Source organism: Paracholeplasma vituli (assembly GCF_025446935.1).
GTDB classification, from domain to species: domain Bacteria; phylum Bacillota_I; class Bacilli_A; order Acholeplasmatales; family UBA5453; genus Paracholeplasma; species Paracholeplasma vituli.
Window position 1 is genome coordinate 84,261 of the sequence record NZ_JAOEGN010000002.1, and the last position, 24,420, is coordinate 108,680.

20 protein-coding genes and 1 other annotated feature are annotated in these 24,420 nt (G+C 39.9%); all 20 genes read left to right on the plus strand.

The window, feature by feature from the left end:
* The first annotated feature begins 61 nt into the window (after positions 1–61).
* The 20 genes from rplK (at position 62) to dnaB (ending at position 24,411) form a co-directional block, all read left to right on the plus strand.
* Positions 62–487 (plus strand): 50S ribosomal protein L11, encoded by a 426-nt coding sequence (gene rplK, locus N7603_RS01460; RefSeq protein ID WP_262095541.1) that lies wholly within the window; start codon positions 62–64, stop codon positions 485–487.
* Positions 488–574: 87 nt separating this feature from the next.
* Entirely contained in the window at positions 575–1,267 is a 693-nt protein-coding gene (gene rplA, locus N7603_RS01465) for a 50S ribosomal protein L1 (RefSeq protein WP_262095542.1), read from the plus strand.
* A 3-nt stretch (positions 1,268–1,270) separates the two neighbouring features.
* Positions 1,271–1,390 (plus strand) — a sequence feature (ribosomal protein L10 leader region).
* Positions 1,391–1,407: 17 nt separating this feature from the next.
* Entirely contained in the window at positions 1,408–1,908 is a 501-nt protein-coding gene (gene rplJ / locus N7603_RS01470) for a 50S ribosomal protein L10 (RefSeq protein WP_262095543.1), read from the plus strand.
* 27 nt (positions 1,909–1,935) lie between these two features.
* Positions 1,936–2,307 (plus strand): 50S ribosomal protein L7/L12, encoded by a 372-nt coding sequence (gene rplL / locus N7603_RS01475; RefSeq protein WP_262095544.1) that lies wholly within the window; start codon positions 1,936–1,938, stop codon positions 2,305–2,307.
* Between the two features lie 153 nt (positions 2,308–2,460).
* Complete coding sequence (locus N7603_RS01480; protein WP_373425332.1) at positions 2,461–2,964, plus strand: class I SAM-dependent methyltransferase; 504 nt, start codon at positions 2,461–2,463, stop codon at positions 2,962–2,964.
* A 117-nt stretch (positions 2,965–3,081) separates the two neighbouring features.
* Positions 3,082–7,530, plus strand: a complete 4,449-nt coding sequence (rpoB, locus tag N7603_RS01485; RefSeq protein ID WP_262095547.1) for a DNA-directed RNA polymerase subunit beta — start codon at positions 3,082–3,084, stop codon at positions 7,528–7,530.
* Between the two features lie 3 nt (positions 7,531–7,533).
* Positions 7,534–11,652 (plus strand): DNA-directed RNA polymerase subunit beta', encoded by a 4,119-nt coding sequence (rpoC, locus tag N7603_RS01490; protein WP_262095548.1) that lies wholly within the window; start codon positions 7,534–7,536, stop codon positions 11,650–11,652.
* A 215-nt stretch (positions 11,653–11,867) separates the two neighbouring features.
* The gene (gene rpsL / locus N7603_RS01495; RefSeq protein ID WP_262095549.1) at positions 11,868–12,335 is read left to right on the plus strand and encodes a 30S ribosomal protein S12; all 468 of its coding nucleotides are present in this window, start codon (positions 11,868–11,870) and stop codon (positions 12,333–12,335) included.
* 46 nt (positions 12,336–12,381) lie between these two features.
* A complete protein-coding gene (rpsG, locus tag N7603_RS01500; protein WP_262095550.1) occupies positions 12,382–12,852 on the plus strand; it encodes a 30S ribosomal protein S7 in 471 nt (156 codons plus the stop codon).
* 18 nt (positions 12,853–12,870) lie between these two features.
* Positions 12,871–14,940: an elongation factor G gene (gene fusA / locus N7603_RS01505; RefSeq protein WP_262095551.1), complete on the plus strand. Its 2,070-nt coding sequence runs from the start codon at positions 12,871–12,873 to the stop codon at positions 14,938–14,940.
* 86 nt (positions 14,941–15,026) lie between these two features.
* Complete coding sequence (gene tuf, locus N7603_RS01510; RefSeq protein ID WP_262095552.1) at positions 15,027–16,211, plus strand: elongation factor Tu; 1,185 nt, start codon at positions 15,027–15,029, stop codon at positions 16,209–16,211.
* Between the two features lie 148 nt (positions 16,212–16,359).
* Positions 16,360–17,118 carry a TatD family hydrolase gene (locus N7603_RS01515; protein ID WP_262095553.1) on the plus strand — a complete coding sequence of 253 codons (759 nt, stop codon included), beginning with the start codon at positions 16,360–16,362 and terminating at the stop codon, positions 17,116–17,118.
* 2 nt (positions 17,119–17,120) lie between these two features.
* Positions 17,121–18,188, plus strand: coding sequence for a S1C family serine protease (locus N7603_RS01520; RefSeq protein ID WP_262095554.1), 1,068 nt, complete (start codon positions 17,121–17,123; stop codon positions 18,186–18,188).
* A gap of 11 nt (positions 18,189–18,199) precedes the next feature.
* Entirely contained in the window at positions 18,200–18,979 is a 780-nt protein-coding gene (locus tag N7603_RS01525; protein ID WP_262095555.1) for a hypothetical protein, read from the plus strand.
* Complete coding sequence (locus N7603_RS01530; protein WP_262095556.1) at positions 18,976–19,446, plus strand: CinA family protein; 471 nt, start codon at positions 18,976–18,978, stop codon at positions 19,444–19,446. The genes N7603_RS01525 and N7603_RS01530 overlap by 4 nt, the downstream gene beginning before the upstream one ends.
* 116 nt (positions 19,447–19,562) lie before the next feature.
* The gene (rpsF, locus tag N7603_RS01535; protein ID WP_262095557.1) at positions 19,563–19,850 is read left to right on the plus strand and encodes a 30S ribosomal protein S6; all 288 of its coding nucleotides are present in this window, start codon (positions 19,563–19,565) and stop codon (positions 19,848–19,850) included.
* Positions 19,851–19,864: 14 nt separating this feature from the next.
* Positions 19,865–20,281, plus strand: coding sequence for a single-stranded DNA-binding protein (locus N7603_RS01540; RefSeq protein WP_262095558.1), 417 nt, complete (start codon positions 19,865–19,867; stop codon positions 20,279–20,281).
* A 13-nt stretch (positions 20,282–20,294) separates the two neighbouring features.
* Entirely contained in the window at positions 20,295–20,525 is a 231-nt protein-coding gene (rpsR, locus tag N7603_RS01545) for a 30S ribosomal protein S18 (RefSeq protein WP_262095559.1), read from the plus strand.
* A gap of 88 nt (positions 20,526–20,613) precedes the next feature.
* Complete coding sequence (gene rplI, locus N7603_RS01550; RefSeq protein ID WP_262095560.1) at positions 20,614–23,049, plus strand: 50S ribosomal protein L9; 2,436 nt, start codon at positions 20,614–20,616, stop codon at positions 23,047–23,049.
* Positions 23,050–23,058: 9 nt separating this feature from the next.
* On the plus strand, positions 23,059–24,411 hold the full coding sequence (gene dnaB / locus N7603_RS01555) for a replicative DNA helicase (RefSeq protein ID WP_262095561.1): 1,353 nt from the start codon (positions 23,059–23,061) through the stop codon (positions 24,409–24,411).
* Positions 24,412–24,420: the final 9 nt, after the last annotated feature.

Consider the following 24,420-nt stretch of genomic DNA (forward strand, 5'->3'; position numbering starts at 1 on the left):
GAAGGACTGCACAAGCAGATCCGCTGACCACATACTCATAGGATAAAGGAGGTTGTGTCACATGGCTAAAAAAGTAGTCAAAGTTGTCAAATTGCAAATTGCAGCAGGTAAGGCGAACCCAGCGCCACCAGTAGGACCAGCACTTGGTCAAGCAGGCGTTAATATCCCTCAATTCTGCACCCAATTCAACGAAGCAACAAAAGACAAAGTCGGTTATGTTATTCCGGTAGTGATTTCTGTATTTGATGATCGTTCATTTACATTCGTAACAAAAACACCACCAGCAAGCGACTTAATCAAGAAAGCAGCAAATATTCAAAGCGGCTCTAAGAATGCATTAAAACAAAAAGTTGGTTCAATCAAACGCGATAAGTTGAAAGAATTAGCAGCATTGAAGATGCCAGATTTGAATGCCTACACAGTTGAAGCAGCAATGAAGATTCTTGAAGGAACTGCAAGACAAATGGGCGTTACCATCGAAGACTAATTCGATGGCAGTACCAAAATAATTTAGATATCATCATCTAAATTGTGGGAGGATATCCCGCTAGACCACATTTTAGGAGGAAACCATATGAAGAGAGGAAAAAAATACGTCGAAGCTGCTAAGTTAGTTGACAAAACTAAGAAATATGCAACAGCTGAGGCGTTCGATTTAGTTGGTAAAACATCAACTACTAAGTTTGATGCAACTGTCGAAATTGCTTTTCGCTTAAACATTGACCCACGTAAGGCTGAACAAAATCTTCGTGGCGCAATCGTTTTACCTCATGGAACCGGAAAAACCCAACGCGTTGCAGTAATTGCACGTGGTGAAAAAGCTAAAGAAGCTCTTGCAGCTGGCGCAGATTTTGCAGGCGACACTGAATTGATTCAAAAAATAGCTGGCGGCTGGTTCGATTTCGATGTCATGGTAGCAACACCAGATATGATGGCTGAACTTGGTAAATTAGGTAGAGTATTAGGTCCAAAAGGCCTTATGCCAAACCCAAAGACCGGTACAGTTACTGTTGACGTTACTAAGGCTGTTAAAGAAATCAAGAATGGTAAAATTGAGTATCGTGTAGACAAGGTTGGTAACATTCAAGCACCAATCGGTAAAGTCTCATTCGGTTCTGAAAAATTAGCTGAAAACGCAAAGGCAATCTACCAAGTATTAAATCGTTTAAAACCAACTACCGTTAAAGGTGTATACATGAAGAACATCACTGTATCATCCACAATGGGACCTGGCATCCGTCTTGATGAAGAATCATTAAGAGGATAATTAATTTAAAATCTAATATCGCCAAAGACAGTAGGTGCCAAAGAGCTTAATTTCCTACCGAGGATATAAAGTTACATCTCTAACCCTCTTTTGTCTTGGCAAAGAGGGTTTATTTTTAAATAAAACAAGGAGGAAACCAGATGAACAGTTCTATTTTAGAACGCAAGAAGAGTCAAGTCGATTTACTGGTTGGCAGAATCCAAGAAGCAAAAACGATCGTTGCGTTTGATTATGCCGGACTATCTGTAAAAGACTTTACTGACCTACGTATCCAATTACGTAAAGCCGGTTGCGACGCACAAGTTTACAAAAACAATATCGCGCGTCGTGCGGTTGAAGTAACTGGTCACGCTGAGTTAGCTGAACACTTCGTTGGAGCAAAAGCAATTGCATTCTCTACTGAAGATGTTATTGCACCAGCACGCGTCATTTTTGAATTCGCAAAGAAAAATGAACATGTTTCCATGAAAGCTGGTATCATTGAAGGCAAATCTGCTACACTTGCAGACCTAAATGCACTTGCAACATTACCATCTTACGAAACATTATTAACACAACTCGCAGCAGGCCTATTAATGCCATTACGCGAACTTGCAATCGGTTTGAACATGATTGCAAACCCAGAAGAAGCCAACGCATAACACTAAACTAAAAAGGAGAATATTATCATGGCAAAATTAACAAAAGCAGCTTTTATTGAAGCATTAAAAGAAATGTCTATTCTTGAAATCAAAGAACTAGTAGACGGATTAAAAGAAGAATTCGGTATCGATCCATCAGCAGTATCCGCAGCAGCACCAGCAGCAGCTGCAGCAGTCGTTGAAGAACAAACAGAATTCAACGTTGTACTTAAATCTTTCGGCGCTAAGAAACTTGAAGTTATCAAAGTTGTTCGTGAATTAACTGGTCTTGGATTAGTTGAAGCGAAGACTTTAACAGAAACTCCAAACAGCATTGTTAAAGAAAAAGTGAAAAAAGAAGACGCTCAAGCAGCTAAAGAAAAATTAGTCGCTGCAGGCGCTGAAGTTGAAATTAAGTAATTAACCCAACTTTTTGAACCAGAGGATAACTCTGGTTTTTCGCTTTACAAATGAGGTTATTGAATGAGTGGACAATACTTTGAAAACAATCCTGGTTTAAAACATGAGATCCACGAGTACAGTTTGTCAATAAACGGAATAAGCTTCCGTTTTTTGACTGACAGTGGTGTGTTTTCACGTCATAATTTCGATTTTGGATCCAAAACCATGGTGGAGTTATTTAAACCCCATGAAGGAGCGAAATCATTTTTAGACTTGGGCTGCGGCTATGGTCCGATTGGAACCATCGTCAAAAAAACCTTTCCATTTTTAGAAGTTACTTTATCGGATGTGAACCCTAGAGCGGTTCAATTAGCTAAACAAAACCTATTAAAAAATGACGTTTCCGCAACGGTTATTGAAAGCGATGGTTTTAATCAAATTCAATCGTTGTTTGACGTGATTTTATTAAATCCACCGATTCGAGCTGGAAAGCAAACGGTGTTCACCTTATACTTAGAGAGTGAAAAACACCTTCTAAATGATGGTGAGCTTTGGATTGTAATCCAGAAAAAGCAAGGTGCGGAATCGAGCATTAAATATCTAAAAACGCTCTTCAAAAAAGTTGACATCATAGATAAAAATAAAGGTTATTTCGTAATTCGCAACAAAAAATAGTTTTAATTGTTATTGACATACGGTCCCGTATGTGATAATATTGTAAAATGCATAAAGACGTGCTTTATATATAAATATATAACCGTTTTACCCCAAAAAAGATAGGAGAGTGGCTATATGGGATATCGTACAGTGCAGTACGGTAAGAAAGCAGTTAGACGCAACTACTCTAAAATGCGTCATGAGATTGAATTGCCAGATTTGATCGAATTACAAACCAAATCATTCGACTGGTTTGTGAATGAAGGGTTAGCAAAATTATTTGAGGACATCTCACCGATTGAATCCTATAATGGCGATTTCAAACTGTACTTTACTAACCACCGTTTTGAAGAACCAAAATTCGACATCGTACAATCAAAGATTCGTGACACCAGTTATTCAAGACCATTATTTGTTACAGTTAGACTTGAAAATGTAATCCAAGGTACTGTTATTGAGAAACAACTATTTATGGGTGATTTCCAATACATGACACCAGTGGGTACTTTTATCATTAATGGTGCTGAACGTGTCGTCGTTTCACAAATCGTTAGATCTGCAGGTGTTTACTTCACCAGCGATTTTGACAAAAAAACCAACACTCACCGTTATCTCTCCCAAGTGATCCCGACCAGAGGTGCTTGGCTTGAATATGAAATGGGTGCCAAGAATATATTCTATGGTAAACTCGACAGAAGCAAAAAGGTATCCTTGACTGCCCTCTTACAAGCATTTGGATTTGATGGCATTGAAGAAATTAAAAAACTATTCCCAACCTACAAGAAAATGTTAGATGAAACTTTCAAGAAGGATGAAAAGGAAGGTATTTTAAGTTCGGATACTGCGATTGAAGACTTATACTCCAAACTCAGACAAGGCGAAAAAATCCCTGTTTCTGCAGCGAAAGAGTTTGTTCGTACCCGTTTATTCGATTCGAGACGTTACGATTTAGAAGAAGTTGGACGTTACAAATTTAAACAAAAGCTGGATATCACTCACCGCTTAATGACCATTGCACAAGGTATTACAGCGCCAAACCAACCAGCTGTTTACAAATATGCAGCAGACGTTATTGATCCAGTGACTAAAGAAATCTTAGTTGCGAAAGATCAAGTCGTGGATGTCGCTTCCGTTGAACTCTTAAGTGAGCACAGAGACGCTTTACGTAAAGTTGTCTTAACCAAAGAAGCGAGCCTTCAAAACGAATCTGAGAATGAAGTATTTGGTATCAAGACTTCAGACTTATTCGAACAATATGCGAAGGACGATATTTTATACATCCCTGCAGATGCGAAAGAAGCCGGTCTACTTGTTCCAGCCAGAACAAAAATTACCACTGAAGTTCGTAACTTAATCTATAAAAACAGAAATAACCTCGTTTTCCAAAAGAAGGATCTTAACGGCAATACCGTTGTTGAAAAAGACGCTTCTAAAGCGAAACTTATCTTAGACCTTTATGGCAAAATTGATGGTGTTACACCACTTGAATACGCGAAAGAAATCAAGGTTGAACAAAACATTGTTAACCTCTTAACTGGTGAAGTCATCGTTGAAGCGGGCAGTGTCTTGACCCCTGAGGTGAGACAAACCTTACTCGCTAACCGTGAAGGTTTAAACTACGCTTCCTTAAGATACTTACGTACATTCATTGACCACGACATCTTACTTGCTGATGACTCCGTACTCTTCTACGAAGGTACTGAAGTAACAGACGAAGTCTATTTCCAAATCTATGAAAACAAATTAAACTTAAAACACCTTGAAGACCTCAAATACGCGACAGTGTATGCGAAACAAGACATCGATATTCTTGAAGATTACAGAAAGTATGAATCCGCTGAAAGTCAAAAAGACCATAAGCCAATCATCTACTGTGGCTATGAAATTACCGATGAAAACTTACTTGAACTTCAAATCAACCGTAACAAGTTAGATGAAAATGTCATCAAGTACTTCTTAGTTTCTGGTAAAAAAGGTGAATTCTATCGTAAAGAATCACAACGTCGTGCAACCTTCGTTGAAGTCATCCAAGTTAAGGATGCTAAAGACGATAAAGAAGTCATCGAACTCATCGGTCACGACTCTCGTGAAACCCGTCTTCACATCACAGTATCTGATATCATTGCTTCCGTTTCATACTACTTAAACTTGTATGATGGCGTTGGTAAGACAGACGATATTGACCACTTATCCAACCGTCGTTTAAGACTCATTGGTGAACTATTAAAGAACCAATTCCGTATTGGATTGGCTAAACTTGAAAAGAACATCAAAGATAAGATGTCTACTGCAGATGCGAAAGAAGCGTCTTTACAATCCCTAATCAACATTAAACCATTGACAGCCTCCTTAAAAGAATTCTTCGGAAGCTCTCAATTATCCCAATTCATGGACCAAATCAACCCTCTTGCAGAACTTACTCAAAAACGTAGAGTTTCCGCGTTAGGTACTGGTGGTCTTGCGAGAGACAGAGCGGGCGTTGAAGTCCGTGACGTTCACGAATCCCACTATGGTCGTATTTGTCCGATTGAAACCCCAGAAGGGCCATCAATCGGGTTGATCTCCTCTTTAGCAAGCTATGCGAAAGTGGACCAATATGGCTTTATCCAAACACCATACTTAAAAGTTGACAAATCTAATCCTGACAAACCATTTGTCACGAGTGAATATGTCTACTTCACAGCAGGTGAAGAAGAACATCATATCATTGCGTCTGCGGACTCGCAAACCGATGAAAATGGTTACTTCAAAACCGAAACTGTAATCGGACGTTTCATGGGTGAAACCAAGACTTACTCCTCTAAAAAAGTTGATTTCATGGACGTATCCCCTAAACAAATCGTATCGGTTGCGACCTCATCGATTCCGTTCCTAGAACACGATGACGCCTCCCGTGCGTTGATGGGTGCGAACATGCAACGTCAAGCTGTACCACTATTAGTACCAGATTCTCCAATCGTCGGAACCGGTATCGAATACCGTTCTGCGAAAGACTCCGGTAGTGCGATTGTTGCACACGTTGATGGTGTTGTTACTTATGCGGATGCGAGAAAGATTGTCATCGCAGTGAAACCAGAAGCCTCCATTAAGACCACAAGAGGTAAACTTGTTTATGACAAGGATACCGAATTTAACTGGGAAGCTTATGATCAAATTCGCCAAGCGAAAATGACCGATTTACTTCGTTTTGAAACTTATGAATTGACACAATTCTTACGTTCTAACCAAGATACTTCGATTCTTCAAAAACCAATCGTTCAAATTGGTGAAAAGATTGACCGTGGCGATGTAATCGCTGATGGTCCATCGATCAACAAAGGTGAACTTGCTTTAGGTAGAAACGTCGTCGTTGCGTTCATGACCTGGGAAGGTTATAACTATGAAGACGCCGTCATCATGAGCGAAGATCTAGTTAAGAATGACGTTTATACATCCATTCATATCGATGAACACCAAGTGGAATCTCGCGATACCAAACTTGGTAAAGAAGAAATCACAAGAGAAATTCCAAACGTATCTCCAGATGCGCTCAAATTCCTTGACGACCGTGGGGTTGTTATCCCAGGTACTGAAGTAAAAGAAGGCGACATCTTGGTTGGTAAGATTACACCAAAAGGACAAACCGAACCTACACCTGAAGAAAAACTATTACAAGCCATCTTCAATGAAAAGGCAAGAGAAGTCCGCGATACATCCTTAAAAGTACCTCATGGCGGTGGCGGTATTGTCCACTCCATCCAATATTTCAGCAAATCCAATGGCGATGAACTCGGGCCAGGCGTCAATGAAGTTATCCGTGTATACATCGTGAAGAAACGTAAAATCTCCGAAGGGGATAAGATGGCGGGTCGTCATGGTAATAAAGGGGTTATTTCGAAGATTCTACCTAGAGAAGATATGCCATACATGGCAGATGGTACACCAATTGACATCATGTTAAACCCACTTGGGGTTCCATCTCGTATGAACATCGGACAAGTCTTAGAAATCCATTTAGGTATGGCTGCTAAGAAACTTGGTATTAAGATCGCAACTCCAGTCTTCGATGGTTTAACCCAAGAAGACTTGAAAGAAATCATGAGTGAAGCTGGCATGTCAAATGACGGTAAACAAGTCCTTTATGACGGACGTACTGGTGAACCGTATGAAAACAGAGTTTCAGTCGGTGTCATGTACATGATTAAACTTTCCCACATGGTTGACGATAAACTCCATGCGCGTTCTGTCGGACCTTACACTTTAGTTACCCAACAACCAATGGGTGGTAAAGCTCAAAACGGGGGACAACGTTTCGGGGAAATGGAAGTTTGGGCACTCTATGCTTATGGTGCTGCTCATACCCTTAAAGAAATTCTTACTGTTAAGTCAGATGATATCATCGGACGTAACAAAGTATACCGTGCGATTACCGATGGTAAACCAATTCCAGATTCACACATCCCAGAATCCTTCCGCGTATTAACCAGAGAACTTCAGTCCTTAGGTCTATATGTTGAATTGATCGATGCGGAAACCGGTGAAAATGAAGTTAACAAATCATTAGTAGATCAATCGAATCCATTTGAACGTAAAGGGGGATTCTAATTTATGGCAAAAGATAACAAAAAAGTATCCGTTGTCGATTTAAAACTTTCTGCGGAAACCACAGAATACCTAACCCTTTCAGGGATCGATACCTTAGAAGATTTTAATACATTTACATTAAAAGAATTACGTTTACTCTTAAAGACAGAGGCTGCTTTTAACGAAGTAGTCCCTGTCCTAAAGAAGTACGTTTTACCAAGTGCTGTAGAAAATCTTGCATTATCTAAAGAACTAGAAAATGCCTTGAATGAAGCAGGTATTGTTGAACTAAAATCTTTATTAGCGCTATCCCAAGAAGCCTTACATGACATCATTAACCACGATGGTTTATTGTATGACGAATTAGAAAAACTATTCGACATGTATGGCGTCATGATGCCAGAAAAAGACGTTTTAGTCCATGACCATCATCACGCTGAATCTTTAATCCAAGATGAAGCAGCGGAAACAGACATCAACACCCCAATTAGTGTCGATGCTTATGTTAAAGCGGCTCAAGCGAAACCAAAGAATAAAGCGTATGGTTCCACAGACTATTCACACTTAAAGATTCGTTTGGCATCCCCAGATGAAATCCGTTCTTGGAGCTATGGTGAAGTCTTAAAACACGAAACCATCAACTATAGAACACTAAAACCAGAAGAGGGCGGTCTATTCTGCGAACGCATCTTCGGTCCTACCAAAGACTACCAATGCTTATGTGGCAAAAAACGTAACCTTGACAAAGGCCAAATTTGCGACAAGTGCGGCGTTGAAATCACTGAATCCAAAGTCAGAAGAGAACGTATGGGTCACATCGAACTTGAAGCCCCTGTAGTTCATACTTGGTACTTAAAGAACTCCCCTTCAAGACTTGCTTTATTATTAGATATTAAAGCGAAAGACCTAGAAGAAGTTGTTTATTTAGCAAGTTATATCGTCACTGACCCAGGTGATACCCCATTATCGAAGAAACAAATTCTTTCGGAAATGGAATACAACCAATACTACGAACAATATGGTAATAAGTTTAAAGCGATGACTGGTGCTGAAGCTGTTAAAAAGCTTTTACAAGACATCGACTTAGACAAAGAAGTGAAGTCCTTAAGACGTAAACTTAAATCCCCATCAAAACAAAAACGTGACCGTGTCATCAAGAGACTCGAAGTCGTTGAAGCCTTCAATAATTCCGACAACAAACCGGAATGGATGGTTTTAGACGTCTTACCAGTCATCCCACCAGACATTCGTCCGATGGTTGCCTTAGATGGTGGTCGTTTCGCAACAACAGACTTAAACGACTTATATCGCCGTATTTTAAACCGTAACAACCGTCTTAAACGTCAAAAAGAACAAAATGCACCACGCCTCATCATGAAGAATGAAAAGCGTATGTTACAAGAAGCGGTCGACGCTTTAATTGATAACGCGAAACGTGGTAAAAAAGCCGTAGTTGAAAGAAATAGACACTTGAAATCCTTATCCGATATGCTTCGTGGTAAACAAGGTCGTTTCCGTCAAAACTTACTTGGTAAACGCGTTGACTTCTCAGGTCGTTCCGTTATTATTGTCGGACCAGACCTTGAAATGTACCAATGTGGTATTCCAAGAGAAATGGCCATCATTTTATTCAAACCATTCGTTTTAAGAGAACTCACTAAACGAAAAGAAACCATCCAAGCCGCAAAACGTTCTTATGAAGCGCTTGATGACGACGCATGGAGTGCATTAGAAGCTGTAGTTGTTGAACATCCAGTCTTACTAAACCGCGCCCCAACCCTCCACAGACTTGGGATTCAAGCCTTCGAACCTAAACTGATTGAAGGTAAAGCAATTCGTCTACACCCACTCGTAACCACAGCGTTTAACGCTGACTTCGACGGTGACCAAATGGCGGTCCACGTACCACTTTCTCACGAAGCTCAAGCAGAAGCGAGATTGTTGATGTTGGCATCCAATAACATTTTGAACCCTAAGGATGGTAAACCAGTCGTTACCCCATCTCAAGATATGGTCTTAGGTAACTACTACCTAACGATGTCCAAACGCAATGAAGCAAATGAAGGTCACTTCTTCACTGGCTATAACGAAGCTTATATGGCTTACAAAAACGGTGAAATCACCCTTCATACCTTAATCGTGTTTGATCCGAAAACCATCCAACATGCCTTTACTGAAGAACAACTTAATTCTTACCTCGTTACTACATTAGGTAAAGTCATTTTCAATGAAATCTTACCACCAAGTTTCCCATTCCTAAACGAACCTACCTCTTCAAACTTAGTCGATAAGACACCGGATAAATACTTCGTTAAGAAGGGCTTAAATGTGAGAGAAATGATCAAAGACATGCCTCTTCCAAAAGCATTCGATAAGAAGTACCTATCCTTAATCATTGCTGAAGTCTTTAAACAATTCCAAATCAATGAAACCTCGAAGATGCTAGACCGCTTGAAAGACCTTGGATTCAAATACTCTACCGTTGCAGGTATTACCGTATCTGCATCTGACATGGTCGTTTACACGAAGAAACAAGAACGTCTAAAACAAGCAGAAGCGAAGATTGCGGAAATCGACGAATACTTCGATGACGGCGTACTTACCGAATCTGAACGTAAGAAACTCGTTGTTAACGAATGGAAAGTCGCTGGGGAAGATATCCAAGCAGGCGTTATGAACGAATTTGACACCACAGGTCAATTATTTATCATTTTTGACTCCGGTGCCCGCGGTAACAAATCGCACTTCTCCCAATTATTAGGTATGCGTGGTCTAATGACCAACCCAACCGGGGAAACCATTGAAATTCCAGTTAAGGCTAACTTTAGAGAAGGCCTATCCGTATCCGAATTCTTTATTTCCACCCACGGTGCGCGTAAAGGTTCTACCGATACCGCGTTAAAGACCGCGGAATCAGGATACTTAACCAGACGTTTAGTTGACGTTTCACAAGACGTGATCGTTGACTTAGAAGATTGCCAAACCGAAAGAGGCGTGGTGATGGAAGCCGTTCGTGATAACGATGGTAAAGAAACTGTATCGCTATTTGACCGTGTCATTGGCCGTTACGCATCTTCACCAGTCATCCATCCTACGACCAAAGAAGTCATTGTCGATCGTAACCAACTCATCACCAATGAACTTGGTGAATTGATTGCAAAAGCAGGTGTCAAGTCTGTTGAAATCCGTAGCGTCCTAACTTGTAACTCTGTCAATGGTGTATGTAAATTATGCTATGGTAGAAACCTTGCAACCAACAAATCTGTTGAAGTTGGGGAAGCTGTTGGGGTCATCGCTGCACAATCGATTGGTGAACCAGGTACACAGTTAACCATGCGTACATTCCATACCGGTGGGGTTGCGTCCGCATCCGATATTACAGCCGGTCTGCCACGTATTCAAGAATTATTTGAAGCCCGTAAACCTAAAGGTCAATCTGTGATCACTGAAGTGAACGGTAAAGTCAAGATGATTGAAACCAGCAAAGCAGGCTCCGTTGTAACCATTGTTTCTGACCAAACTCAAAATGGAGAACCAAAAGAATACAAATATACCTTGGATTCGAGTGCTCAATTATTAGTCAAGAAGAACCAAGTCGTCAAGGCTGGGGACAGATTGAATAAGGGTTCCATCCATCCGAAAGAATTACTACGTGTTTCATCCGCTGAAGCTGTAGAAAAATACATCGTTGAAGAAGCTCAAAAAGTATACCGTGCTCAAGGGGTAGAAATCAGCGATAAGCACTTTGAAGTCATTGTGCACCAAATGCTTAGAAAGATTTCCGTCATATTTGAAGGTGACACCGAATTATTACCAGGTTCTAAAGTCTCAATTGCTGAATTTAAAGCAGCAAACAAGAAGGCAATTGCAGCTAGACTTCGTCCAGCTGTAGGTCAACCAGAACTCTTGGGTATTACACGTGCGTCTCTACAAAGTGACTCCTTCCTATCAGCTGCATCCTTCCAAGAAACGACACGTATCTTGACAGACGCTGCAATTCACGGTAAGACCGATGAATTACACGGCTTAAAAGAAAACGTCATCATTGGGGGCTTGATCCCAGCGGGTACAGGTATCCTCAAGGACAAGTTCTTCCATTATGAAGAACCAATCCTAGACGATGAAGAGTTTGAACAAGCATAATTAATTCAATAATGGCGCGCGCTTAGGCACGCGCCTTATTATTTTATAAAAAAACGATAAAAATAGTTGACAATAAAAACCATTAAAGGTATAATAAAAACGCTGTTAAAAATAGACTCATGCTAATTCATTTTGGCCCTTCAATAAGCCAAAATAAATTTTTTGAGAAAAAAAAGAAACACACGGTCATGTGTTAATCTAGAAAGGAGAAAAAAATGCCTACAATTGCACAACTCGTTAAAGCCGGTAGACAAGACAAGGTAACTAAATCTAAATCACCTTACCTAGGGATTGGATTGAACACGCTTAAGAAAAAAGAAACAAGTGTTGATTCACCACAAAAACGCGGGGTATGTGTTCGTGTCACTACTATGACACCTAGGAAACCAAACTCTGCATTACGTAAGTATGCACGTGTTAGATTATCTAACGGTATCGAAGTCAACGCGTACATTCCAGGTGAAGGTCACTCATTACAAGAACATAGCGTCGTCCTTATCCGTGGTGGTCGTGTTAAAGACTTACCAGGGGTTAGATACCACATCGTTCGTGGCACATTAGATACTTCTGGTGTTGCTAACCGCAAACAAGCTCGTTCTAAATACGGTGCTAAACGTCCTAAAGCTATTCCAGCAGGAAAAGCAGTAGCCGGAAAAGCCGCTACACCAGCAAAGAAAAAATAACATCTAATTAAAAAATATTCAGTATATCTGAAAGGAGGATATAAATATGCCTAGAAAAGGACATATCGCAAAACGTGATGTTTTACCTGACCCAATTTATAGTTCGAAACTTGTAACACGTATTATCAATACAATTATGCTAGATGGTAAAAAAGGCACGGCGCAAGGTATTTTATACGGGGCTTTTGACCGTATTAAAGCTGAAACCGGTCGTGAACCAATCGAAGTTTTCAATGAAGCATTAAAAAATATCATGCCAGTACTTGAAGTACGTTCAAGACGTATTGGCGGACAAAACTATCAAGTTCCAGTTGAGGTGCGTGCTGAGCGTAAAACAACTTTAGGACTTAGATGGTTGATCAACTACTCTCGCTTAAGACATGAAAAAACCATGGAAGAAAAATTAGCGAAAGAAATTATGGACGCTGCAAACGGACAAGGCGCAGCTGTCAAGAAACGTGAAGATACCCACAGAATGGCTGAAGCTAACAGAGCTTTCGCACATTACCGTTGGTAATCAGAAGGAGCAATTAGTATGCCTCGTGAATTTCCTTTAAATAAGACTCGTAATATCGGTATTATGGCCCATATTGACGCGGGTAAAACAACAACAACAGAACGCATTTTGTTCCACACCGGTAAAATCCATAAGATTGGTGAAACCCACGATGGTGCAGCCCAAATGGACTGGATGGAACAAGAACAAGAACGTGGTATTACGATCACATCAGCAGCTACCACTGCTTATTGGAGAGGACACCGCATCAACGTCATCGATACCCCAGGACACGTTGACTTCACAGTTGAAGTTCAACGCAGCCTTCGTGTACTAGATGGCGCCGTTACCGTGCTAGATGCCCAAGCGGGCGTTGAACCACAAACCGAAACAGTTTGGAGACAAGCTACAGAGTATAAAGTTCCACGTATCATTTTTGTCAACAAAATGGACAAAACTGGTGCTGACTTCATGTACGCTATCCAAACAATCCATAATCGTTTAGGTGTTAAAGCAGCTCCAATTCAATTACCGATCGGCGCTGAAACATTCTTTGAAGGTATTATCGATTTAGTATCTATGAAAGCTTTCCATTATGATGGTAATGCTGAAGAAGTAAATACTGAAATCGCAATTCCTGAAAAGTATCTAGATTTAGCTAAACAAAAACGTGTTGAACTCATTGAAGCCGTTGCGGAATTCGATGAAGAAATGATGGTCGCTTACCTAGAAGGCGAAGAGATTTCTGCAGATGTATTAAAAGTTGCTATTCGTAAAGCGACTCTGTCTGTTGAATTCTTCCCAGTAATCTGTGGATCCGCATTCAAAAACAAAGGCGTTAAATTGATGTTAGATGCGGTTGTAGATTATCTACCTGCACCTACTGATGTCGCTGACGTAGTTGGACACGATGAACACGGTACTGAAATTCACCGTCCTACTGACGATGATCATCCATTCACAGCAATAGCATTCAAAGTTATGACAGACCCATTCGTTGGACGTCTTACATTCTTTAGAATATATGCAGGTACTGTTCAACAAGGTTCTTATATCTTAAATACCACTAAAGGTAAGAGAGAACGTCTTGGCCGCTTGCTACAAATGCATGCGAACCACAGAGAAGAAATCAAAGAAGCTTATGCGGGTGATATCGCAGCAGCTATCGGTTTAAAAGATACCACTACAGGGGATACACTCGCTGGTGAAAAAGATACCATTATCCTTGAATCCATGAAGTTCCCTGAACCAGTTATCAATATCGCAATCGAACCAAAAACCAAGAATGACCAAGATAAGATGTCTAATGCTCTAACTAAGTTAGCAGAAGAAGATCCAACATTCCGTGTATCTACTGATAAAGAAACAGGTCAAACCATCATCGCTGGTATGGGTGAACTTCACCTTGATATCATCGTTGACCGTATGAGAAGAGAATTTAAAGTAGAAGCAAACATTGGTGCACCTCAAGTTTCATATCGCGAAACCATTACAAGTTCCGCTGAAATTGAAGGTAAATTTATCCGTCAATCCGGAGGTAGAGGTCAATATGGTCACGTATGGATCAAATTTGAACCAAACCCAGGTAAAGGCTTCGAATTCGTGGATGCTGTCGTTGGTGGTACCGTTCCTAGAGAATACATTGGCGTTGTCCAAAAAGGTCTCGAAGAAGCGTTACCTAACGGTATCTTAGCTGGCTACCCAGTTATGGACTTAAAAGCAACACTATTTGATGGATCTTACCATGATGTCGACTCCTCAGAAATGGCTTATAAGATTGCAGCTGCAATCGCGCTTAAGGGTGCGAAAGACAAGTGTAATGCAACCATTCTTGAACCAATCATGAAAGTTGAAATCGTAGTACCTGAAGAATATCTTGGTAACGTTATTGGTGACGTTACATCCCGTAGAGGTCGCCTTGAAGCCCAAGAAGCTAGAGGTAATGCAATCGGTATTAAAGCGAACGTTCCACTATCTGAAATGTTCGGTTATGCTACCGCATTACGTTCGAACTCCCAAGGCCGTGCAACATTCGTGATGCAATTCGACCACTATGAAAGAGCACCTAAGAGCATCGCTGAAGAAATCATCAAGAAGCGTAACGCCTAGGTACTTGCAAAAAACCAGTAATTGATATAAAATAATACTTGGTACAAACTAAGAAAAACACACACACTATAAGGAGAATAAAAAAAATGGCAAAACAAAAATTTGAACGTACTAAGCCGCACGTTAACGTTGGAACCATTGGCCACGTTGACCATGGTAAAACAACATTGACAGCAGCTATTTCCACAGTTCTTGCAAAAAAAGGTTTAGCTGAAGTCAGAGACTATGCTTCTATCGACAGCGCACCAGAAGAAAAAGAACGCGGTATTACCATCAACACTTCACACGTTGAATATCAAACAGAAAAACGTCACTATGCACACGTTGACTGCCCAGGACATGCTGACTATGTCAAGAACATGATTACTGGTGCTGCTCAAATGGACGGTGGTATCCTAGTTGTTTCTGCAGCAGACGGCCCTATGCCACAAACTCGCGAACACATCTTACTATCTCGTCAAGTGGGCGTGCCTAAACTTGTCGTATTCTTAAACAAATGCGACATGGTTGAAGACGATGAATTAATCGACTTAGTCGAAATGGAAGTACGCGAATTACTTTCTGAATACGACTTCCCAGGAGATGAAATTCCTGTTATCCGTGGATCTGCTTTAAAAGCGCTTGAAGGCGATGAAAAGTGGACTGCACGTATTGAAGAATTAATGAACGCAGTTGACACATACATTGACAACCCAGTTCGTGAAACTGACAAACCATTCTTAATGCCAGTAGAAGACGTATTCACAATCACAGGTCGTGGTACTGTTGCTACAGGTAGAGTAGAACGTGGAACAATCAACGTCAACACTGAAGTCGAAATCGTTGGTATCCATGACACTCAAAAGACTGTTGTAACCGGTGTTGAAATGTTCCGTAAATTATTAGACAGAGCAGAAGCTGGTGACAACATTGGTGCCTTATTACGTGGTATTACCCGTGATAAAATCCAAAGAGGTCAAGTTTTAGCAAAACCAGGCTCCGTTAAGCCACATGCTAAGTTCGAAGCACAAGTATACGTTCTTTCTAAAGAAGAAGGTGGACGTCATACAGCGTTCTTCTCCAACTATAGACCACAATTCTATTTCCGTACAACTGACATCACTGGTGTCATCTCTTTACAAGAAGGTACAGAAATGGTTATGCCAGGGGACAACACAGTCATGATCGTTGAACTTATCCACCCAATCGCTATCGAAGAAGGTACAAAGTTCTCCATCCGTGAAGGTGGCCGTACTGTAGGCGCTGGTTCTGTTATTAAGATTCTTGAATAATTAACCACAAAAGTAAGACCACACACACAATTGTGTGGTTTTTTCTTTTTGCCCTAAAAGGGCACTTGAATGTGATAAAATAGAACTAGTCAGTCATGGTTAAACATATAATATAAACCATTTCTTTAGGATAATACCAGGTGAACTTATGATTATCGATACGCATGCACATTTAAATACAGAAACATTTGATTCTGAGCTAGATGCTGTCATTGAACGCGCTTCTTTGGCGGATGTAAAAAAGATTATTGTGATTGGCATGAACAATAAAGCCAATTCACGAGCATTAGAACTGTCTGATAGAGCAAATCTTTATGCAACCGTTGGATTGCATCCATCTGATGTCTTAGAAGGCTTAGATATCGAATTACTCAAACAACAATCCAAACACCCAAAAGTTGTGGCAATCGGTGAAATTGGCATTGATCTATATTGGGTAAAAGATAATCTAGAGTTACAAATTCAAGTTTTTAAACGACAACTCGAATTAGCGATTGAACTTGACTTACCCGTGGTCATTCACATGCGAGATAGTGCCAATGAAATATACGAAGTAGTAAAACATTACCCTCAACTAAAAGGTGTGATGCACTGTTTTAGTGCTTCGCTGGATTGGGCAATGAAGTTCATTGAACTGGGGTTTTATATTGGTATTGGTGGGCCTGTCACTTTTAAGAACAACCTAGAAGCTAAGCAAGTAGCCACCCAAATACCATTGGATCGATTACTCTTAGAAACCGATAGTCCTTACCTCGCACCAGTGCCGTATCGCGGTAAGCAAAATGAACCTGCATACACGAAATTGGTTGTTTTAGAAATCGCGAAACTACGCGATATTTCAGTTGAAGAAGTATCTACCATGACGACAAGAAACGCTATGCGTTTATTTAGAATAGAGGAGGATTAAACATGAAAAAATGGATAATGTTAACCCTATTAACACTATTTTCGTTCACACTCACAGGGTGTTTTGAACGACAAACAACAGTCTACACTTTAGAGGATGTTCAGTCACAAGTCACTGAACTCTATGAAAAACTTTCTCCGATGACAGTAGCTGTGGTCTCATACGATACGACTGAATATACGATTAAAGCAGGTCACGGCTCAGGTCTCATTTATGACAGAACTGAATCCGGGATAATGTATACGTATTATGTTATTACCAATTACCACGTTATTGAATCGCAAGCTTATATGCGTATTTTTACAGGTAACAAGTATTATATCGCTACCGCATATGCAGCCAACGAAGTAGAAGATTTAGCAATCGTTACGTTTTCAACGATGGATGACCTTGCTTATTACGGTGTTGAGCAGTTTAATGGAACAAAAGTTGTAGAACCAATTGTCGGATCCTTTGTGATTGCGATTGGTACACCATTAGACTTGGAGTTTTTTAATACAGCCACCATTGGGATTGTAGGGCGAACACGAAACTCAAAAATTATTCAACACGACGCAGCCATCAACCCAGGAAATAGTGGCGGTCCGCTCTTTGACTTATCTGGCAACTTACTCGGGTTCAATACATGGAAAAGAACGACTACAAATACATCTGATGGTGAGATTGCTGTCGATGGTATCGGATTTGCAATCTCCATGGATATCGCAAAAGATATCGTTACTAACCTTAGAAATACACAAGAATCGGTATTCATTAGCCCAAAAATTGGTGTCACTGTAATGAATATTTCGGATGCAATCACCAACCTATATGGGGGTGTAAGACCAACACATATTGAAGAAACTCAGACTACAGGTGTCTACGTAAATACCATCATCCCACTTAGACCTGCCGTTGGAAAATTGAAAGCTCAAGATATCATCACTCAAGTGAATGGAGAGGCTGTTGAAAATCTTATCGATTTATCCACTAAACTCTCAAACATGCAATTTGGACAAACCCTTACTTTAACAGTTAGACGTTATCAGAGTGGTGCATTCACAACACAAACCATTATACTTGTACTATAGGAGACTTCTTTATGACATTTAACAGCATGCTATTCAAAATTGAAACCGGTCAACCTTTATCCGATAAAGCCGTGGATAAATTGGCTAAAAAGTTGTATTTGGCCCCATCCTCCTTTCGCAGTTTTCTATACACACTGTGGATTTTATCTATAGTTGTTTTGTTAGCTCTAGCAGCTGTAGATGGTATTGAAGGCTTCGCACCAGGGTTTACTTATGTGATTGCGATTGCGCTTTTTATTGGATTTATTTACTATGCGTTTGTACCTAAATACACCCGTATTAACCAATATCTTAAGGCAGTGAATACTTTCTATGAAACGAAGTTTAGCGGTTTAGATAACTACGATTTATACTATATTGGACAACATCGTTCACCCCATGTTAGGACCTTGAGATCGAATAAGATTTATCTATTAACAGATGGTCATCACCTCTTATTTATCGACGATTATTTCAAAGATACTAAATATGTTTTACCACGTATGATGGGGACTGATAAGCCGGTATATTTAAGGGTGATTGATGCAGATAAAAACGACCAATCAAGAGTCTTGATTGACATTTCTGAGGTAGAACATTATGTCGCATCAAAGCGTGAATTTCCTTTGAAAAAGAAACCGCTCAATGCGAAATATCATAAAATATTTGATACATTTTTAGATCAAGATCCGCACATGGATGAACAGTTCTTTTTAACCTTAAAACTCTTTAACGGAGCCATATTCCGTTTAGGGATAGATGCATATAAACCCCTCAAATTTGCAATCCCTTTAAAGGATAAAACACGATGAGTGACGCTTCTAAAGTTGCACAAGTTTTGATGGATTATGAATACAAAATTGCTTTTGCTGAATCGATGACTGGAGGGGCATTGGTCAGTGAATTAGTTAAAGTCCCTAACGTATCTAGAATCTTAGATTACAGTGTTGTTACGTATTCTCAAGAGACAAAAGAAAAGGTACTAAACATACCAAAAGCATTATTTGATGTACACGGAATTGTGTCTAAAGTCATCGCCATTGAAATGGCTAAAAGCATCGCATCTCTCGCATCCGCAGATGTCGGAATTGGGATAACCGGCAATGCAGGACCAACAGCTCAAGAGAATTCGCAAGTTGGTGAAGTTTGGTTTTCAATCTATTATCAAGGTGAATCCTATAGTTATCATTTACAACTTAAAAATGAATGTAGAGAAACCATCATTGAACATGCAAAAAAAGCAGTCTACCAAATGTTACTAAAAGTGCTTACAAAATAGCGAAAATCGTTTGTCATTTAGATTTACCTATGATATAATATCAAAGCATGGTTTTTATGAACCATCCTTGCTTATAGTTCATCTATAGGCCAATAGACCAGAAGGAGGAAATTAGAATGAAGAAATACGAACTTATGTACATCATTCGTCCTGACCTTGAAAGCGAACAAATCAAGACCCTTGTTGCTAACTTAAGCAACATCTTTACTGAAAGAGGTTCTGAAGTTTTAGAGCTTAAAGAGATTGGATTGAAAGAACTTGCGTATGAAATCGGCCACATGAAAAAAGGTTATTATGTGTGGAGTCTAGTGAATGCGTCCAATGAAGCAATCGCTGAATTCGATCGTGTCATCCGTATTACTGAATCAGTTATTCGTTACATCGTTGTTAAAGACGGCGAATAAGGGAGGCGCAATTCATGATTAACAGAGTTGTTTTAGTTGGTCGTATAACCAAGGACCCAGAACAAAAGAGAACACAAAATAACACACCTGTTGTATCGTTCAGTTTGGCTGTAGACAGCCGTTATACGAATGATCAAGGTGAAAAGAAAGCAGATTTTATCCAATGCGTGGCTTGGAATAAGTCGGCTGAATTCATGGCTAACTACGTCTGTAAAGGAAACATGTTAGGTGTGGAAGGCCGTATCCAAACGAGAACTTATGAAACCAACAATGGTGAAACTCGTTATGTCACAGAAGTGGTATGTGATTCTGTTCAACTTCTTGAAAGCAAACGCGAACAAGCGCCAGCTCAACCAAGTTATGAACCAGATGAAAACCCATTTACATCCAGCGGAAAAAGTCTAGCTACTGAAGAAGATTTACCATTCTAATAGGAGGCTTAGTATGCAACAAAAAGGCGGATTCAAAAGACGTCGCAAAGTGTGCTATTTTACACAAAATAAAGTTGATCATATCGACTTTAAAGATGTTGAACTATTAAAGCGTTTCACTTCCGACAGAGGCAAAATTTTACCTCGTCGTGTAACTGGAACATCAGCTAAATGGCAACGTCCACTTGCAGTCGCAATCAAGCGTGCAAGACATATGGCACTACTTCCATACGTAAAAGAATAATAATATACTTAAAGACTTTGATCACAAAGTCTTTTTTTATTGATAAAATTGCGATTTTTCGATATAATTAAGGAAAGTAGGTGAGGCCATGAGAAGGATTATTGCACTGCTATTATCCATCATCGGATTGATTGTTGCAGGCATCATTGCTTATCAACACGGCGCATTCAATGATATGGACTTTGTCATATATTATGCCATTATAATGGCTTTTTTTGGCGCTATCGTAGTATCGATTGAGTTCATATTGAATCACAACCGTAAACAAAAAATCAAATCACTTAATGCCAGATTGACTGCGTGGTCCAGTTTGTCATACCACGTCAAGCAAATAGGGGATGAAGCGTTTAACGAATTACCCATAGGAATTTTTCTATATGATTTGGATAATCTCAATGTAAAATGGAGTAACCCATTTGCAAACAAGGTCTTTGGATTTGATATTGAAAATGCTTTAGTCGGTCAACTCCACGAAAGCCTTGAGCAGCTGATTACCAAACAAGGGTCAGTGACTACATTCGCGATTGGTGACAAACGCTATGACGCGATAAGTAGCAAGAATAACCAAGCAGTTTACTTGTTTGATGTGACCTCTCGTGAGGAAATTAAAGACAAGTATCTTAAACGATCCACAGCGTTTGGGGTAATTTATCTTGATAACGTCGAAGAAGCGTTATCTGGCTTCGATATTTATGAACGTTCGAACATTCGTGGTGAATATTTAGGGATCATTACAGACTGGATTCAAGAGCACCATGGTTATATCAAACTCTATACAGAAGACCGTATGACCATTGCGATGCATTATGAAGAACTCCAAAAAGTGATGGCGAACAAATTCGAAATCTTAAACCGTATTCGTGAAGTTTCAGCCAAACACAGGATCCGTATTTCAGCATCCATCGGGATTGCTTGTTGGGAAGTATCTTTTGATGAACTTGGTACACTTGCACAAAACGCCATTGAACTTGCTGAAAAACGCGGTGGTGACCAAGCGGTTGTCAATATTCAAAACGAGAAGATTGCATACTTTGGTGGTAAATCGAATGCCTCTGAAAAGAGTTCAAGAGTCCATGTACGGATTCAGTCTCAAAATTTCCGCGAATTGATTGAAGCTGCCTCCAATATTGTCATCATGGGCCACAAGTTTGCTGACATAGATGCTTTAGGTGCGATGATCGGGGTTTACCGTATGGCAACTGCATCTAAAAAGGATGTTAAGATAGTTTTCGATATTCCGGAAGTTGATAATACCGTTAAGAAGATTGTACCGTTCTTAAAAGAAGAATCGCCACATTTATACGCTCAACTAGATGAATCTAAAAACATCTTAAAATTCATGAACAATGATACGTTACTGGTCATCGTGGATACCCAATCACCAAATATTGTTGCGAATCAAGATGTCTATAAACAAGCTAAGAAAATTGCCTGTATCGACCACCACAGACATGGTGAAAATACATTTGAAGCCATTTTTATGTATGTTGAACCGTATGCATCATCATCCGTAGAATTGGTTGCGGAAATGATGGAGTTTTATCAAAAAGATATTGACTTATCTCCAATCGAAGCCACTGTAATGTATGGTGGCATCATTGTCGATACCAACGAGTTTTCATATCGTACAGGAACCCGTACTTTCGGAGCGGCGGCTTATCTAAAAGAACATGAAGCGTCCTCTGTTAGGGTAAAAGAATGGTTACGTTTAGACTTAGATAGAACCTTAGCAATCAATGAGCTATTAAATAATGTCCAAATGGTAACACCTGGATTTGCTGTTGTAATCGATGAGTCAGGGATTGTACGAGACCGCGTCCTTTTAGCACAAACCTCACAAAAAATTCTTGAAATTGAAGGGGTCAAAGCAGGTTTTACACTTGCTAAAGTAGATGATTCATCTATTGGAATATCCGCCCGTAGTTACGATGAAATCAACGTCCAAATTATCATGGAAGAATTGGGCGGAGGCGGTCACTTAAATAGTGCTGCCACACAAATTAAAGATCAGTCGATTCAAGAGGTATTTGAATCGCTTAAGACGCTCTTACTTAGAGAACATGACGAAGGAGACGAAAGAATGAAAGTCATATTAACTGAAGATGTCAAAGGTAGAGGTAAAAAGGATGATGTTATCGAAGTAGCCAATGGTTACGGAACATTCCTATTATCTTCTAACAAAGCCATCGTTGCTTCCGATGAAAACATCAAGGCCATTGAGAAAGAAAAACAATTACTCAAAGAACGCGAAGCTGAACACCTAGCGTTAATGAACAAACTTAAACAAGAAATTGAATCCAAATCGGTGAATATCTTCATCAATATTGGTAATGATGGAAAGTTGTTTGGAAGTGTCACAACCAAACAAATCGTCGAATCCTTTGAAGAACAAACCGGTATTCGTTTAGACAAAAAGAAAGTCGAATTGACTTCTGAAATTAACTCAGTCGGTATCTATACCGCAACCGTGTCATTGCACAAGGATGTCAAAGCCCAATTTGAAATTAATGTCTTAGAGAAATAAGGTGAATTCATGAGCCGTATCATGCCTTTTAGCCTTGAAGCCGAGCAATCGGTTTTAGGGTCTGTATTCCTAAGTCCATCTGTAATGGTTGGGTTAATGGATAAACTCAATGATGAAGATTTTTATGATCGTAGAAATCAGAAAATCTTTTTCGCCCTTAGAAATTTATATAATCGTGGGGATAAATTAGACTATACGACAGTATCGACCGAACTCGCTCAAATGGGGGCGATGAAAGAGGTTGGCGTGGGCTATCTATCTGAAATCACGGATTTAGTACCAACAACAGCCAACTTAGATGCGTATGTCGATATCGTTAAAGACTACTCATTAAAAAGAGCAGTCATCGATACCGCTTCTAAAATTATGGAAGATGGTTATAACGATAACATCAAAGCCACAGAGTTTATTGATGATGCTGAAAAGAAAATCTTTGATTTAGTGCGAAGACGTAAAGCGAGCGAATTCATTCGTATCGACCAAGTCGCTCACGAGGTTAAAGAAAAAGCTGAAAGCAGACGCAATAAAGGGGCCTTAACTGGACTATCCACAGGGTTTTCAATATTTGACCAAATAACCTCCGGTTTACAACCCGAAGAATTGATTATTCTCGCTGCACGTCCCTCAATGGGGAAGAGTGCTTTCGCGATGAACATCGCTTTAAACGTCGCGAAACATAACGCCAATGGCGGGGCTTCGGTCGCTGTATTCTCACTTGAAATGAGTAATGAACAATTAGTAGGCCGTATGTTAGCCTCTGAATCTAGAGTAGAAAATCGCCGAATTAAAACAGGTGAATTGACACCTAAAGAGTGGCAATTCGTGGATACCGCAGTTGAATCTTTAGGGCGCTTGAATGTTTATTTTGATGACTCCTCAGCAATCTCAGTTCAAGATATCCGTTCTAAGTGTCGTAAACTTCGTCAAGAAGGCAAGCTCGACTTCGTTGTTATTGACTATCTGCAATTGATTAAAGGTGATGAGTCTAAAAACGCTGCAGGCGTCAACCGACAAGAAGAAGTTGCTAAGATTTCAAGACAACTAAAGACCATGGCTAGAGAATTACATATTCCTGTTATGGCACTTTCTCAGTTATCCCGTGGGGTTGAAAAACGCGATGACAAACGTCCCGTTCTTGCTGACCTAAGAGAATCTGGTTCTATTGAACAGGATGCCGACATCGTCTTATTCTTATACCGTGATGAATACTATTCTCATGGTCAAGTGGATAATGGTGAAACAGAACTCCAATTCGCGAAAAACCGTCAAGGTTCTGTTGGAAACGTCTTACTCTATAAATTCGAAAAAGAATATTCACGCTTCTTACAAATTACACAACGTGATGATGAACCGCGTAACTAAAAAAATATC